We start from the raw sequence: 15,214 nt of genomic DNA, 5'->3' as shown, positions 1-15,214 counted from the left end.
GTAAGCGGGTGCACCCGAACGACACCGCGTCAGCGCAGGTCCGCGCCACCAAGCCACTCACGATCACCGAGCAGGCGCGACGGGCGCAACTCATCGGCGTGACAATCGATCTGGTTGCCCGGCACGGCTATCGGGGCACCTCACTCGCCCGGATCGCGGAGGGGGCCGGCATCTCCAAGGCCGCCGTCCTCTACCACTTCCCGTCCAAGGACGCTGTCGTGCGGACCGCCTACGCCTCGGTCCTGGAGTCCCTCACCGGGTACGTCGGCGCCGAAGTCGGGGCGCGAGCCGGTGCGTCCGCTGTGGAGGCCTACGTCCGGTCCCTGGTGGCGTACCTGCGGGACCACCCGGACCACACCCGGATGATCGTCGAGGCGTTGAGCGAGGAGACCGGCATCGGTGACACGCCGAACGCGCGCAGTCGGCGGGAGGCGGTCGCCGGTCTGATCGACGCGGCGCGGGCGGCCGGCGACTACCGGCCCAGCGTCGACCCGCAGGCCACCGCCGTCATCGTGAACGGGGCCATCGACGCGATCGTGTCGGAGTGCCTGGCCGACCCCGACTTCGACAGCCGTCACGCAGCCGAGGAACTGGTCACCATGCTTCGCCGGTCCCTCGGCACCGCACCGCAGGACGCCGGGGATCCGTCGTCCTGACCGGCCGTCACACCAGGCCGGCGTCGCGGAGCAGCTGCCACAGGCCGGCGCCGTCCGGGGCGGACAGCCACTTCTGCCCCACCGGCCCCGACGACGGGCGGCCGGCTGGGGCGGGCAGGGTGCCGGCCAGCACCGACTGGGTCGGGGAGAGCCTGCGGATCGCCACCCCGGCGACGTTCTCCGGGTGGGCGGCGGCGAACTCCCGGTAGATCTCCTGGTCGTGCTGGCCGTCGTCGCCGACCAGCAGCCAGCGCACGTCGGGGAACTCCTGGGCAAGCCGCGCGAGGGTGACCCGCTTGTGTTCCATGCCGCTGCGGAACCAGCGGTCGGCGGTCGGGCCCCAGTCGGTGAGCAGCAGCGGCCCGGCCGGGTAGAGGTGCCGGGACAGGAAGCGGGTCAGCGTGGGCGCCACGTTCCACGCGCCGGTGGAAAGGTAGAAGACCGGTGCGCCGGGGTGCGCGGTGACCAGCCGCTCGTAGAGCACCGCCATGCCGGGCACCGCGTTGCGGGCGTGCTCGTCGAGCACGAACGTGTTCCATGCGGCGAGCAGCGGCCGGGGCAGCGCGGTCACCATCACCGTGTCGTCGATGTCGGAGATGATGCCGAACTTGACCTCCGGGTCGAGGATGCGCACCGGGGCGTCGACCGGCTCGGCGTCCGGGACACTGAGCCGGACGGTGCCCCAACCGGGCGGCAGGTCCGCCTCGACCAGGGTGTCGACGAAGCCACTGCGGTCGGCCCGCGTCTCGTGTCGCACCCCGCCGGCCTCGATGGTCACCGTGACGTGCTTGTTCGGCAGCGTCGTGAAACTGCGCCAGCCGCGGACCTTGTCCAGCCGACCCCGCTGGCGGGTGTCCGGACGGCCCAGCAGCACCCGACACATCACCCGCACCCAGCCCGGCGCGCCATAGCCGGTGTACGCGACGATGTTGACCCGCCAGCCGGTGCGCCGCAGCCGGCGCTCGACGAGCTGGTGCACGGCGTCCTCGATCCGCGCAGCCCGGTGCAGGTTCGGAACGGCCAGTTGGCCGGCGGGAGTGGGTGGCACGCGCCAACCCTGCCACACGTCGACAGCCACGGCCACGCGAGCCGACCCCGGCTGCGCCGCCGCCGGCCGACCGTCGTGGAGCCGGTCCAGCCCACCCCGGCTGGGCCGATCCCCCTCGGCGGTCCGGCCGAACGTGAAACACTCCGGTCGGGACGACGACGGGGGCGTTGGTCGTGTCGCATCCAGAGCAGCACCGTGGGCGATGGCGCCCGCGACTCGATCGGCCGGCGCTCGTCGCGCTGCTGTTCGGGCTCGTCGGTGTCGTCTACCGGCTGGTCCTGACGCTGTGCACGGTGCCGGTGTCGAACAGCGACGAGGCGACCTTCGGGCTCGCCGCACTGCACATCGGGCAGGGCCGGGAACACCCGGTCTTCCTCTACGGCCAGCACTACATGGGGATGTTGGAGTCGTACCTCGCCGCTCCCCTGGTGGCGGTGTTCGGGCCGAGCTGGCCGGTGCTGCGCCTGCCGATGCTCGCGCTGTACGCGATCTTCCTCTACCTGATCCACCGGTTGACCCGCCGGCTCGGCACCCCGTGGTTCGCCGCCTTCGTTGTGGGTCTGCTCGCGCTCGGGCCGGAGCGGGTGGTGCGCGACCAGCTCACCGTCGTCGGTGGGCGGCCGGAGGTGAAGCCTGCGGTGCTGCTGATGCTGCTGATCACCGTGGGGTTGGCGGCCGGCACTGTCCACCGCCGACGACTGGCGATCGGCCTGTTCGGGCTGCTCGTCGGCCTGGCCGTCTGGTCGGACTGGCTGATCCTGCCGTACCTCGCGGTGGCCGGCCTGGCACTGGTCTGGGCGGTGCGGCGGGAGTTGCTCGGCTGGTCCGGTCTGCTGCTGGTGGCGGGGTTGGTTGTCGGCGTGGCCCCGATGATCGTGGACAACCTGCGGGCCGGGGCCGGTGAGGACTCACTGTCGGTGTTCCGGGAGGTCAGCACCAAGGCCGGGCCGCAGCCGCCGTGGTCCGACCGGATCCGGGGCGGCCTGCTGGAGGGGGTGCCGCTGGCGCACGGGCTCTGCCCGGTGGACGGCTGCGGACGCTGGCAACAGTGGTTCGGCGTGCTGTACCCGCTGCTGCTGCTGGCCGCCGCGGCACTCGCTGTGCTCGCGTACCGTCGCGCCGCCGGGGTGCTGCGCGGGGAGCGGGTCGGGCCGGTCGTGCAGCTCGCGCTGGTCGCCGGCGCCGCGTTGACACTGCTGTCGTATGTGCGCAGCCCGCTCGCCGCGACCAGCCCGCTGGACAACGCCCGCTACCTGTCGGTGCTGCAACTGTCGCTGCCGGCGGTGCTCTGGCCGCTCTGGGTGGCGGCGCTGACCGCGTGGCGGGGCACCAGCAGCGTGCTGGGGCGGTTCGCCGGCGCGCTGTCCGCCGCCGTGCTGGCGGCGCTGACAGTGACCACCCTGGTGATCACCGTGCTGTTCGCGGCCACCGGCACCGCGGCGTCGCGGACCGAGGAGCGCCAGGCCCGGGAGCTGGCCGCCGCGCTGCGCGCCGACGGACCCCACGAGGTGTACGGGGACTACTGGACCTGCAACCGACTGATCTTCAACACGGATGAGTCGGTGGTCTGCGGGGTGCTCGACGGGGACCTGTCGCCGGGGCAGAACCGCTACCGGCCGTACTGGCGGCAGGTGGGACGGGCCGAGCGGCCGGGCTACGTGGTGGAGGTCGACTCGCCGATGGACCGGCGGTTGCGCCGGCTGCTCGCCGACCGGGCCGACGCCGCGCCGGTGCGCGAGGTCGGCGGCTATCGCGTCTACCACCCCGACACCCCGGTGCGGCCCTGGCGGTAGGGGCTGGTCGTACGCTGGCCGGGCCGGCGCGTGGGGCGCCGCCGTTTCGCCCGTCGAGGAGACCCATGCTCATCCTGTTGCCGCCCTCGGAGGGGAAGGCCGACGCCGGCACCGGACGGCGCTGGGCCCCGGACCGGCTCTCGCTGCCCGCGCTGAACCCGGCCCGCGAGCGGGTGCTGGACGCCCTGGTGACGCTGAGCACCGGGCCGGACGAGGAGGCCGCCCGGGCGGCGCTCGGCCTCAGCGAGGGCCAGCGGGGCGAGCTGCGGCGCAACGCCCGACTGCGGGAGGCGGCCACCGCGCCGGCCGAGCGGCTCTACACCGGTGTGCTCTACGAGGCGTTGGACCTGGCCTCGTTGCCGGCCACGGCGCAGCGGGCGGCCCGCCGGTCGATCCTGATCAGCTCCGGGCTGTGGGGCGCGGTCCGGTTGGCCGACCGGATTCCGCCGTACCGCTGCCCGATCGGCGCGCGCCTGCCCGACGTCGGGGCGCTGTCGGCGTACTGGCGCAGGGAGCTGACGCCGGCGCTGGACGACGCCGCCGGGCGCGGCCCGGTGCTGGACCTGCGCTCCGGCGCGTACGCCGCGACCTGGACGCCACGCGGTGAGCTGGCCGAGCGGACGCTCACCGTACGGGTGCTGCACGAGCGGGAGGTCGACGGTGTGCCGGTCCGCTCGGTGGTCAGCCACTTCAACAAGGCGACCAAGGGGCGGCTGGTCCGGGACCTGCTCGTCGCCGGCGCCCGGCCGCGCACCGCCACGGAGCTGGTGGGCACCCTGCGAGAGCTTAAGCACACAGTGCTGGAGCAGGCCACCGCCGCGGGCCGGGTGCGCCAGGTGGATCTGGTGGTCACCGACCTCTAGCGGCACCGCAGCCGCAAGATTTGCTCAAGGCTGGGCCGGAGCAGTTCCCTAACGGCGTGGCAGGGGCCACGGTAGGGCAACCCAGACTCCGACAAGGGAGCCTCCGTTGACCCACGAACCCGCAGTGCTCGACCGGCCCCACTCCCCGACCACCCCATCCCCGCTGGGCTGGCTGACACTGGGCGACGCGTTCGAGGCTGCCTGCCTGCTGCGCTGCACACCACCACCGACCGCCGCCCGGCCCAGCGCGGTCCGGGCCGAGCACACCGCCGGGGTGGAGTTCAACCGGGAGGACGCCGCGCAGCGGATGCGGCAACTACTCAACCGGCTGGACATCCCGGTCAGCCACGAGGTGGCCGTCGGCGGCCTGCGCCGCCGCTACGAGCTGCACCGGCTGTGGGTGCCCCGGGAGCACCAGGGCGCGTACACCCGGATGTTGGACGCGGGCTGGTGGCAGGGGCGGCGCGAGCTGCTCGGCGGGCCGCTGCCCGGCGCCTCACCCGCCCGCCGACTGTTGGTGACCCGACTGGCGGAGGCAGCCTGGCGCTCGGCGCTGCTGGCCGCCGGACGGCACGTGCGCCGGCACATCCTCGGCGTCCGGCTCACCGACCGGGAACTGGCCGCGGTGCTGATCCGGGGCGCGGCAGTGCTCGACGTACCGGCCCGGCTCCGCCCCGGCACCGGTTGCTTCCTGGTCAGCGTGGCCGACGGCCCGGACCGGCAGCGGATCCTGCGCAGCGCGGCGTTGGAGCCGGCGCGCGGGTTGGCCCCGGCGTCGGCGCGGGCCGCGGTCGTGACACCGGCAGGTCGTCCGGCCCGCTGATCGGGTTCCGAGCATCCGGTACGTCGCCGGTCCGGGCTTGCGCGCACCCGCCCGACGGCGCACAGTGCACCGCGTGAGTCGTACCTCGTCCAGCCGCGCCGGCCTGGCCGCCCTGTCGACGGTGCTGCTGATCGCGAACCTGGCAGTCGCCAGCTGCCGGGACGCCCCGACCGAGCCGACGTCGATCCGGATCGCCACAGGTAGCCCCACTGCTGTCTACTACGCGTTCGGGCAGTCCCTGGCGGCCATCCTCAACCGGGAACTCCCCGACGTACGGGCCAGCGTGGTGATCACCGCCGCCTCGGCGGAGAACGTCCAGCTCGTCGGCTCCGGCGGGGCCGAGCTGGGCTTCACCCAGGCCGACGTGCTGCCCACCAGCACCGCCGGAAGCTCCGCTGTCGACGCCGTCGCCCGGGTGTACGACGACCAACTGCACCTGGTCACCACGAGCGGCGGCCCGGTCCGCGCAGTCGCCGACCTGCGCGGCCGGCGAGTCTCCGTCGGCGCGGCCGGCTCGGGCACCGAGATCACCGCGACCCGGCTGCTGGAGGTGGCCCGCCTCGGTGGTGACGAGGTGCGCCGGGAACGACTCGGACTCGACGACTCGGTGACGGCGCTGCGCTCGGGGCGGATCGACGCGTTCTTCTTCTCCGGCGGGTTGCCGGTCCGGGGCATCGAGGAGTTGGCCGAGGCCAGCGCCATCCGGATCGTGGACCTCAGCGAGTGGACCGAGCCGTTGCGCTCGCGCTACGGCCAGGTCTACGTCTCCCGGGACATCCCCCGCTCGGTGTACGGGGTGGACGCGGTGACCACAGTGGCCGACCCGAACTACCTGATCGTCCGGGCCGACCTGCCGGAGCCGTTGGTCCGTGAGGTGACCCGGCTGCTGATGGAACGCCGGGCCGAGCTTGCCGCCGCCCATCCGGCGGCGGGACGGATGAGCCCCCGCTCGGCGATCGTCACCGCGCCGCTGTCGCTGCATCCCGGCGCCGCCTCCTGGTACCGCGCCACCAAACCGTGACGGCGGGCCTCACCGCGCCGGGGAGGGTCGCAGGTCGGCGGCCGGTTCCTCCTCCGCCGGCTCCACCGCCGGGTCCGGCGTCGGGAACCACAGGGCGGCGACCAGCCCCCGCGACTCCCCCGGGCGCATGGTGAGCCGCCCGTCCGAGGCGTCCACCAGCACGGCGGCGATGGTCAGGCCGAGCCCCGCGCCGTCCACGTTCTGCGCGTCCGGGGCGCGCCAGAACCGCTCGGTCGCCTGGCCGAGCTGACTCTCGGTCATACCCGGGCCGGAGTCGCGTACCTCCAGCGTCACCCCGCCGTCGCGGCGAGCCACAGTCACCGTCACCGCCCCGCCCGTCCCGCTGAACTTCACCGCGTTGTCGATGAGCGCGTCCAGCGCCTGGTCGACGGCGGTCGGCACGGTCTGGGCGTACGCCGGGGCGTCGGTCGCGGCCAGCCGCAACGCGACCGACCGGTGCCGGGCCAGCGGCGCCCAGGCGGCCACCCGGGAGGCGGCCACCGCTGCGGCGTCCACTGTGACGCGCTCGTTCTCCTCCCGTTCGGCCCGGGCGAGGGTGAGCAGCGCGTCGAGCACCAGCGCGAGCCGGTCGGTCTCCTCCAGGGCCAGCCGGTGCTCGGACCGACCGTCCGGGTCGGTGAGGCTGGGCCCCAACTCCTCCACCCGCAGCCGCAGCGCGGTGAGCGGGTTGCGCAGTTGGTGACTGGCGTGCGCGACGAAGGCACGCTGCCGGTCCATCACGTCGGAGACCACGTCGGCCATGTGGTTGAAGCTGGCCGCGAGGCGGCGCAGCTCCGGCGGTCCCAGCCGGTGCTGCACCCGGGCGCCCCGGTCGCCCTCGGCGATCTCGTGGGTGACCGCGTCCAGTTCGGTGACCGGGCGCAGCACCCAACCGGCCAGCCCGAACGCGGTGAGCACGCAGGCCAGCACCGCGAGCAGACCGGCCAGGGCGAGCAGCAGCCACCACGCGACGACGGCTCGACGGATCGGGCCGGCCGGGGTCACGATCACCACAGCGCCGAGCACCTCACCTCCGTCGTTGATCGGTACCGCCACCACCACCGGGTCGGTGGTCCAGGGCCAGACCGACTCGGGGGCGCTGGTCTGCTGCCCGGACAGCGCGACGTCCAGCACGGTCGCGGTCCCCGGGCTGGCCTGCCACCTTGGCGACGAGACCGGGATGTTCCGGTCCCGGTCGACGATCGCGGCGCTGATCGCGTACAGGTCGTCGTAGCTGGTCAGCTCCGACTCGATCGGGCCGGGCCCGCCGTCGCGCAACGCCGGGCCGGCCAGCGAGGCGAACCGGGTGGCATCGGCGAGGCGGTCGGCGCGGACCCGTTCGGTCTCCCGGCTGGCCATGGTGGCGGCCAGTGGGGTCTCCAACGCGATCAGGACGAGGACCATCAGCAGCAGATAGCTGATCACCAGGCGACGGCGCACGTCAGCTCCTCACGCGTCGCGCAGCCGGTAGCCGACGCCGCGTACGGTCTCGACCAGGCGGGCGTCGCCGAGCTTGCCGCGCAGCGACCCGACGTGCACCTCGACGGTGTGCCGGTCGGCCCAGGTGGTGCCCCAGGCGTCGAGCAGGATCCGATCGCGGGGCACCGCCACCCCGGGCTGGCGGGCCAGCGAGAGCAGCACGTCGAACTCCTTGCGGGTCAACGTGACGGCCCGACCGTCGACGGTCACCGTCCGGGCGGCCACGTCGATGCGGACCGGCCCGGCCTCGATGAGGTGCCGCTCGGGCGCGGCGTTCGCGGCGCGGCGCAGCACCGCCTCGATCCGGGCCTGCAACTCCACCATCGAGAACGGCTTGACCACGTAGTCGTCCGCACCCAGGCGCAGACCCAGCACCCGGTCCCGTTCCTCACCCCGGGCGGTCACCGCGATGATGCCGAGCTGACTGCTGCGCCGACGCAACTCCCGGCACAGGTCGGTGCCGTCCCCGTCGGGCAGGGTCAGGTCGAGCAGCACCAGGTCACAGGGGGCGGCGGAGAGCGCGGCGGCAACTGTGGCGGCGTGCTCGACCTCGTACCCCCGGCGGGTGAGGGCGGAGGACAGCGCGGCGGCCACCCGGCGGTCGTCCTCCACCAGCAGGATCCGCACCCGTGCCCCCGTCCATCGCAGCGCTGTTCTGCGAATGGTGGCAGAAGAGCGCGCGGACCGGGAGGCCACCCGCCCGCGCTGGGCGGGCTACCGGCCGCTACAGGCCGAAGGTGTCGTCGGCCACGGCGTCCCGGACGCCGTCGGTGAACCCGCGGAAGCCCGGGTCCTCATGGCTGGCCGGCACACTGGTGACGCTGACCCCGCTGGCCTGGGTGACCGCGTCGACCAGTGCCGGATAGTCGATCTCGGCGTCCTGGAAGGCGTCGTCGTCCGCCTCGGCCAGGTTGATCACGTGCTGCACGTCGTCGGACGACGTGTCCGGGTCATCGGCCCACTCGCCACCGGCCTGGTAGCACTCGTCGTACAGCGCGCGCTGGCTGTCGGTCCAGTCATCGTCGTAGCTCTGCATCGCCCATCCCTCCGCGGCCCTTGACCTGAGCATGCCCGGCGGGAGGCGACGGGCGCTGCGGTACCGGCGAAAACCGGGCGGGCGCGCCGACCACGGCCCCGTACGCTGCTGTGGTGATCTACAAACTGCTGTCGAGCGCGGAATGGGACGAAGCCCTCGCCGTCGGTGCCTTCACCGGCTCCGCGGTGGACCGGCAGGACGGGTTCATCCACCTCTCCGGCGCCGACCAGGTGGTCGAGACGGCGCGGCGGTACTTCACCGGGGCGACCGGGTTGACACTGCTCAGCGTCGAGGAGGAGCGACTGGGCGACGCGCTGCGGTGGGAGCCGTCGCGCGGCGGGCAGCTCTTCCCACACGTGTACGGCCCGCTGCCGGTCGCGGCGGTGGTGGCGGCGCGGGCGTTGCCGGCGGACCTTCCGGCCGCCGACGCGGTGGCCGCCCTGCTGGGCTGACCCGGTGGCGGCTCTGCTGGCCGATACGGACGCGCCCGACCCGACAGTGTCGGGCCGGGCGCGATGCCGCAGGGACGGGGCTCAGTGGCAGAGCCGGTCGATCTCCTGCTGGAACCGGTCCATCGGGTTCGCCTCGGCGGGGCCGAGCAGGTAGGTCTTCAACTCCCGGCGGGCCTCGGTCATCGGGTCGTCACCGGCGCGGGTGACCGACACGATCTTCTCCAGCTCGCCGCAGTCCTTGGAGAGCAGGTACGCGGCCCGAGCCGTCGGGTACTCCCGGCGGAACTCGTCCTCCGACAGGCCGGCCGGGTTGGCCACCACGTACGGCCGCTGGCTCTGCACGAAGTCGGACACCACACTGGACACGTCGCTGATCAGCAGGTCGGTCTGGTTGAAGCAGTCGAACAGCGCCGGCGTGCGGCCGGTGACCACCAGGTGCGCGGTGCCGTCCAGCGAGGACGCGTCCGGGTTGCCGCCGGCAGCGCGGATCGCCGTGACGACCCGGTCGTGCACGACCTTCGCCGCCCTGGACCGCGACCCGGTCAGCGGGTGCGGCTTGTAGATCAGGCGGACCCGGGGATTCGTGGCGAGCAGCCCCTTGACGATCCGCTCGCCCATCAGCACCAGCGAGGTGTGGTACGGGTCGTCGTCGAGCCAACCCTCCCAGGTGGGCGCGTAGAGCACTGTGAACGGCCGGTCCACCGACTCGGCGCCGAAGGTGTGCACACCGGCGAGCTGCGGTCGGCCGATCTCGACGATGTCCGAGTCGAGCACGCCCACGCCGGCCCGCGCGTAGCGCTCCCGGCCGGCCAGGCCGGCGACCCAGACCTCGTCGTACACCTTGCTGTAGGGGTTGACGCTGGCCTGCTTGTCGCTGTCGCCGTGCCCGACGAAGACGTGCTTCGTACCCGGCTCGCGGAGCATGTGGATGTTCGCGCCGACGTTCGCTGAGTAGAGCGCCGCGCGGATGCCGCCGAGGTCGAGGTTCATGAAGTCGACCCCGGCCGGTACGCAGATCACCGGCAGCCGGGTGTCGGCCAACTCCAGGAACGCGTCGCGGCTGCGCATCAGCACCACCGCGCGCTGCTGGAGCGCCTCGGTCGGTGCGAGCCACATGTTCGCCTGGTAGACGTCCTTGGCCGGGCCGGCGAAGTAGAGCGCCACCTCCGGCCGGTAGTTGTCCAGCCAACGCTGGACCGCCGGCAGCAGCGGACCCTGCCCCGCCCCCCGGCCCCGCAGCCAGGTCAGCGCGATGATCGCGCCCACCAGACCGGTCGCCAGGACCGCCACCGCGCCGGCCACGAAGAACGGCGTCGGATCGTGTTGCACCGCGGCGGCCACGCCGGCCGGCACCAGCAGCAGGTTGAGCAGGGGCATCCGGTCACCGGCGACCGCCGCCGCCCAGGCGGGCGGTTGGGGGGCGCTGGACAGCGGACCCAGCTCGATGTTGCGGACCATGGCGGAGAGCGGGTTACGACGCTCGATCATGGTGGAGAGCGCACCGGCGAAGACCGACACGACCCACACCGCGGCCGGCAGCACGAGCAGCAGGGTCAGCTCGCCGCCGGTGAGCCGCACCTCGGCGGCGACCAGCAACACGGCGGCGAGGTCCCGGGTCAGCTGCCGGTACGACCAGTGCAGGCCCACCTTCTCCAGCAGCAGTTGCGACGGGGGTGACCAGCGGGCGACGGCGAACTCGCCGATGATGGCGGCCAGGCCGGCGACGGCGAACAGGCCGACCCAACCGAATACGCCACCGAGGAGCATGACCAGGTAGGCCAGTACCAGTAGCGCACTCTGGGCGGCCACTCCGAGGCGTCCTGTCAACGTGCCGAACAAAGAGTTCGCTCCCTACGAGATTTCGTTGCGGGCGATGCCCGTGATGGACCGACGTCACTCCCCCGTCGCGCAGCGGCTCAGTCGCGGCCGGCTGCGTGTGACTGCGACCTTAACGCGAGGGGACAGCTCGGTGTCGCTCGGGTATCCGGCACCATTTCGGGCAAAGTTCCGCACCGGGGCGCGCCCGACCCGCCGGTGGGGTCGGGCGCTCGGTGCGGGTGAAGCGCTCAGCCGACCCGCCGGAAGCAGGTCATCGCGCCGGGCGCCGGGCGCGTGGCGAACTCCCGGTAGCCCAGCTGCGGCGCGGTGTCGCGGGCGTACCGGTTGCCGTTGTAGACGCAGATGGTGCCCACGTCCAGGCGGTCCAGTGCCGGCGTCAGCTCGGCCGGCGTCGGGCTGGAGGTGCCGTCGGCGAAGTCGGAGAGCAGCAGTCGGTCCTTGGCGAACTGGGAGCTGAGGTCGTACTCGACGAGGTAGAAGTCACGGGGCAGGACGACCCGGACCTCGCTGGTGATGACCGGCGTGGTCCGCATGATCGTCTTCGGCGCGAGCAGCAGGCCCTCCGGACGGTCCAGGCCCTTGATCCAGAACGCGATCGACTGACGCTGCTGCGGAAGCTTCCAGGTGGGGCGGTCGTGCACCTCGACCCAGCTCTTGGACGACCACATCGGGGTGGCGAACAGCGCGAACGAGGCGACCAGCAGCACCGCGATCCCCCCGGACGCCGCCCGGCGCAACGCCGGGGTCGGTGCCGGCACGCGCACGGTGCAGAGCAGACCGATCAGCGTCGGCAGGGCGAGCAGCCACGGCACACGCCAGAGCACCACCGAGATGCCGCTCAACGCGCTCAGCAGCTCCAGCACACCGGGCACGAACAACACGCTCAACGCCAGGGCGGCGCCGGCGGCGAGCAGCGCGGGCGTACGCCGACGGGCGAGCAGCGCGCCGCACCACAGCGCGAGGCCGCTGATCACCCCGACCACACCGAACAGCAGCGTCCGCTTGTAGGTGTACGCCGCGTCGAAGAAGGCGTCGTCCGCCCCGGTCGCGGTCATCCCGCCGAGCACCAGCCGGGAGACCACCAGCGAGCCGATCGGGTACGCGAGGGCGGCGACCGCCGCGATGACGGCCGCCTTCCAGCGGCCGACCAGCAGCATGGCGAAGCCTGCGGCGCCGACCAGCATCGGCAGGATGATCGCCGCGGTGTTGGTGAGCCCGATCGCGGTGATCGAGAGCGCCACGATGAGCACCAGGCTGCGCCGCGACCGGTTGTCGAACCACTCGGTCAGGTAGAGCCACATCAGCGGGATGACCGCCGAGACGAACATGCCCTTGCCCTCGTGCAGCCGCAGCAGGTGGAACGTGCCCAGCGCGGCATCGTCACCGGCGACGAGGTAGAGGTACGCGATCGCCACTGTGAAGGCGAGCAGCGGACGGCGCGGGGCCCACCGGTGCGTCAGCCGCCACAGCGCCAGCGCCGCGACCATCGCCATGATCGGCAGCAGCACGTACCAGAGGGCCGAGCTGGCGTGGATGCCGACGACATTGGCGAACGCGCCGTCGAAGACCTCGATCGACGGGATGGGCGGCTGCGAGCCCATGGCCGGCAGCACGTTCTCGGAGAACAGGAAGTCGTTGAGCGGGATCAGGTCGCGCTCGGCGATCCACACCGACTTGCCGACGTAGTAGACGTCGTCCGGGGTGTTGCGGGCCATGAAGAACGAGGAGATGCCGACCAGGGCCGAGACGACCAGGGCGTACGCGGACTGCACAGTGGTGGGCGCGGGGGCGGCTGGGCTGGGCGCCGGGCCGCTCAGCCAGGCCTGGCGTACCAGCAGGAGGCCGCCGACGGCTGCGAGCAGGCCGGCCACTGCCGGGATCCACCAGGAGAGGCTGGTGCCGGTGCCGGCCACCCCGGCGGAGACGGCGGCCACTGCGGCGGCGGCCACGACCCCGATCAGCAGGCGGCGGTCGGTGGCGGGGCGGCCGATGACTGGTTCGTCCTGAGCGGCCGGGGCACTGTCGGCTGAGGCGCTGTCGGCTGAGGCGCTGTTGGCCGAGGCGCGGCGGCGGGCGCGCAGCACGGCCACGACCGCGAGCACCACGCAGGCCAGCAGCCAGATCCGGAAGGTCACCGACGGACGCAGGTCCCCGAGGAAGGCCAGGTGGTAGAGCACAGTGAAGAGCGCGAACGCGATCACGGCGCCGTCGGTGAGCACCGCCGGGGCGACGGCCACCAGCGCGCGTACCCGGGACAGCCCGGCGCGAGCGCCGGCGGGTCGGGATGACGGCCCGGTCCGTGGCGTCGGGTCCGGTTCGGCGGGCGCTACGGCGATGCTGTCGACGTTGGCCACGGGCGTCCTTACTCGTCAGGCGGATGAGGGGCGTCGGCACTGTGCCGGCCGGGTGTCAAGGGGGCAGCGTAGCGGAATCGGGCAGGGCTGCCGCTGCTGCCGGCGACCGAGTTTGGAGGGCTGGTCAACCCGATATCGGAGCCGCCCGGGGACGCGGCAGCACGCTGTCGGCGCCGAGCCCGGCCGCCACTGATTCGACCAGGTTGTCGAGGTAACCGTCGGTGAGTGGGAGCCGGGCGATGGCGAGCCGCCAGTAGAGCGGCCCGACGATGAGGTCGATGGCGGCGTCCAGCTCGGTGTCGGCGGGCAGCTCGCCACGCTGCACGGCACGGGTGACCAGGCGACCGCCGATCTCCTGCTGCCGGGCGTGCAGCACCTGACGCAGGGTCGCGTCGATGCTGGGGTTGCGGGCGGCCTCGGCCAGCAGGTCCGGAATGATCTGCGACGCCAGTGGGTGGCGCAGCGCGTGCGCCACCGCCTGGAACAGCAGCGCGAGATCACCGCGCAGCGTGCCGGTGTCCAGGGCGGGGAGCTTGCCGTGCGCCGCGGCGGCGACGATCTCCAACACCAGGTCGAGCTTCGAGCTCCACCGGCGGTAGATCGCCGTCTTGCTGACGCCGGCCCGCCGGGCCACCGCCTCGATGGAGAGCCGGCCGTAGCCGACAGCGGCGAGCTCCTGCATCAGCGCCCGGCGGATCGCCGTGGTGATCTCGTCGCGCAGCACCGCCGCGCCAGCCGGCGCCCGCCTCTTTTCGGTGGTCATCGAGGGCTCTTATCGCAGGTCACGCCGTCCAGCGTAGCGCAACGACGGTACGGTTGCGTCCCGACGTGTTTCGGACTACTGTCCTCGCAGCGACGAGGCGGCGCCCCGCGCACATGTCCCACTAGGATTCGATCGTCGCGAGCAACCCCCGTCTGCACGAAAGATCGGAGCGCCATTTCCATGGCCACCACCGCGCTGGTCGACCCCGACACGGGCCTGACCCAGGCGCAGCTGGCCGCTCGGCACGGGCTACGGGTCGCCGGTGAGCGACCCAGCCTCGTCGAGTACAGCCGCCGACTCTGGGCCTACCGGCACTTCATCGCCGCGTACGCCAATGCCAAGCTCGTCGCCTCGTACAGCAACGCCAAGCTGGGTCAGCTCTGGCAGGTGCTCACCCCGCTGACCAACGCGGCGGTCTACTACCTGATCTTCGGGGTGGTGCTGGCACAGAACAGCATCCCGAACTTCATCGCCTACCTGACCACCGGGTTGTTCATCTTCAACTTCACCCAGAGCGCGGTCCTGGCCGGCACCCAGTCGATCAGCAGCAACCTCGGGCTGATCCGGGCGCTGCACTTCCCCCGGGCCAGCCTCCCGCTGTCCACCACGATCACCCAGTTCCAGCAGTTGCTGGCCTCGATGGTGGTGCTGGTCGGCATCGTGCTGGCCACCGGCGAGCCGCTCACCTGGCAGTGGCTGATGCTGGTGCCGGCGCTGCTGCTGCAGGCGGTGTTCAACGCCGGCGTGGTGCTGCTGGTGGCCCGCCTCGGCGCCAAGTCGAGCGACCTGAAGCAGGTCATGCCGTTCATCATGCGGACCTGGATGTACGGCTCCGGCGTCCTCTACAGCGTCAGCCTCTTCGACCGGCTGCCCGGCTGGGCCACGACGCTTGTGCAGTACAACCCGCTGCTGGTCTACATCGAGCTGGCGCGGTACGCGCTGCTCGAGGAGGCACCGCTGCTCAACGAGTCGCTGACCCAGCTCTGGCTGGTCGGCGCCGGTTGGGCGCTGGTCGCCGGCATCGGCGGTTTCATCTACTTCTGGCGCGGCGAACAGGAGTACGGCCGTGGTTGATCACTTCGACGCC

14 protein-coding genes are annotated in these 15,214 nt (G+C 72.7%); 7 read left to right on the top strand and 7 right to left on the bottom strand.

Annotation, left to right across the window (positions count from 1 at the left end; translation table 11 throughout):
* Positions 1-8 precede the first annotated feature (8 nt).
* A complete protein-coding gene (locus NIE79_RS03400; RefSeq protein ID WP_238677142.1) occupies positions 9-656 on the top strand; it encodes a TetR/AcrR family transcriptional regulator in 648 nt (215 codons plus the stop codon).
* A 7-nt stretch (positions 657-663) separates the two neighbouring features.
* Here the strand turns inward: NIE79_RS03400 and NIE79_RS03395 are convergent, their stop codons facing one another.
* The gene (locus tag NIE79_RS03395) at positions 664-1,704 is read right to left on the bottom strand and encodes an App1 family protein phosphatidate phosphatase (protein WP_238677141.1); all 1,041 of its coding nucleotides are present in this window, start codon (positions 1,702-1,704) and stop codon (positions 664-666) included.
* A gap of 173 nt (positions 1,705-1,877) precedes the next feature.
* On the opposite strand from NIE79_RS03395, the gene NIE79_RS03390 reads away from it, so the two are divergent.
* From NIE79_RS03390 to NIE79_RS03375, 4 genes are all read left to right on the top strand, one after another.
* Positions 1,878-3,497, top strand: coding sequence for an ArnT family glycosyltransferase (locus NIE79_RS03390; protein ID WP_238677140.1), 1,620 nt, complete (start codon positions 1,878-1,880; stop codon positions 3,495-3,497).
* Between the two features lie 65 nt (positions 3,498-3,562).
* Positions 3,563-4,360: a peroxide stress protein YaaA gene (yaaA, locus tag NIE79_RS03385; protein WP_238677139.1), complete on the top strand. Its 798-nt coding sequence runs from the start codon at positions 3,563-3,565 to the stop codon at positions 4,358-4,360.
* 106 nt (positions 4,361-4,466) lie between these two features.
* Positions 4,467-5,183, top strand: coding sequence for a hypothetical protein (locus tag NIE79_RS03380; RefSeq protein ID WP_238677138.1), 717 nt, complete (start codon positions 4,467-4,469; stop codon positions 5,181-5,183).
* Positions 5,184-5,304: 121 nt separating this feature from the next.
* Positions 5,305-6,204: a TAXI family TRAP transporter solute-binding subunit gene (locus tag NIE79_RS03375; RefSeq protein ID WP_372471408.1), complete on the top strand. Its 900-nt coding sequence runs from the start codon at positions 5,305-5,307 to the stop codon at positions 6,202-6,204.
* A 9-nt stretch (positions 6,205-6,213) separates the two neighbouring features.
* On the opposite strand, the gene NIE79_RS03370 is transcribed toward NIE79_RS03375, so the two are convergent.
* The 3 genes from NIE79_RS03370 to NIE79_RS03360 form a co-directional block, all read right to left on the bottom strand.
* Entirely contained in the window at positions 6,214-7,644 is a 1,431-nt protein-coding gene (locus tag NIE79_RS03370; protein ID WP_238677136.1) for a sensor histidine kinase, read from the bottom strand.
* A 9-nt stretch (positions 7,645-7,653) separates the two neighbouring features.
* Positions 7,654-8,310, bottom strand: a complete 657-nt coding sequence (locus NIE79_RS03365) for a response regulator transcription factor (RefSeq protein WP_091401433.1) — start codon at positions 8,308-8,310, stop codon at positions 7,654-7,656.
* Positions 8,311-8,407: 97 nt separating this feature from the next.
* The gene (locus NIE79_RS03360) at positions 8,408-8,719 is read right to left on the bottom strand and encodes a hypothetical protein (protein WP_091401431.1); all 312 of its coding nucleotides are present in this window, start codon (positions 8,717-8,719) and stop codon (positions 8,408-8,410) included.
* Between the two features lie 113 nt (positions 8,720-8,832).
* On the opposite strand from NIE79_RS03360, the gene NIE79_RS03355 reads away from it, so the two are divergent.
* On the top strand, positions 8,833-9,171 hold the full coding sequence (locus tag NIE79_RS03355) for a DUF952 domain-containing protein (RefSeq protein WP_238677135.1): 339 nt from the start codon (positions 8,833-8,835) through the stop codon (positions 9,169-9,171).
* Between the two features lie 81 nt (positions 9,172-9,252).
* On the opposite strand, the gene NIE79_RS03350 is transcribed toward NIE79_RS03355, so the two are convergent.
* From NIE79_RS03350 to NIE79_RS03340, 3 genes are all read right to left on the bottom strand, one after another.
* Complete coding sequence (locus tag NIE79_RS03350; protein ID WP_238677134.1) at positions 9,253-11,010, bottom strand: CDP-glycerol glycerophosphotransferase family protein; 1,758 nt, start codon at positions 11,008-11,010, stop codon at positions 9,253-9,255.
* A gap of 227 nt (positions 11,011-11,237) precedes the next feature.
* Positions 11,238-13,364, bottom strand: coding sequence for a DUF6077 domain-containing protein (locus tag NIE79_RS03345; RefSeq protein ID WP_238677133.1), 2,127 nt, complete (start codon positions 13,362-13,364; stop codon positions 11,238-11,240).
* Positions 13,365-13,488: 124 nt separating this feature from the next.
* A complete protein-coding gene (locus NIE79_RS03340; RefSeq protein WP_238677132.1) occupies positions 13,489-14,127 on the bottom strand; it encodes a TetR/AcrR family transcriptional regulator in 639 nt (212 codons plus the stop codon).
* Positions 14,128-14,307: 180 nt separating this feature from the next.
* Between NIE79_RS03340 and NIE79_RS03335 the strand changes: the two genes are divergently transcribed.
* The gene (locus NIE79_RS03335) at positions 14,308-15,201 is read left to right on the top strand and encodes an ABC transporter permease (RefSeq protein WP_238677131.1); all 894 of its coding nucleotides are present in this window, start codon (positions 14,308-14,310) and stop codon (positions 15,199-15,201) included.
* Positions 15,202-15,214 lie beyond the last annotated feature (13 nt).

Source organism: Micromonospora trifolii, assembly GCF_022229005.1.
Taxonomy (GTDB): Bacteria; Actinomycetota; Actinomycetes; order Mycobacteriales; family Micromonosporaceae; genus Micromonospora; species Micromonospora trifolii.
This window is presented reverse-complemented; position numbering and strand designations above follow the sequence as displayed.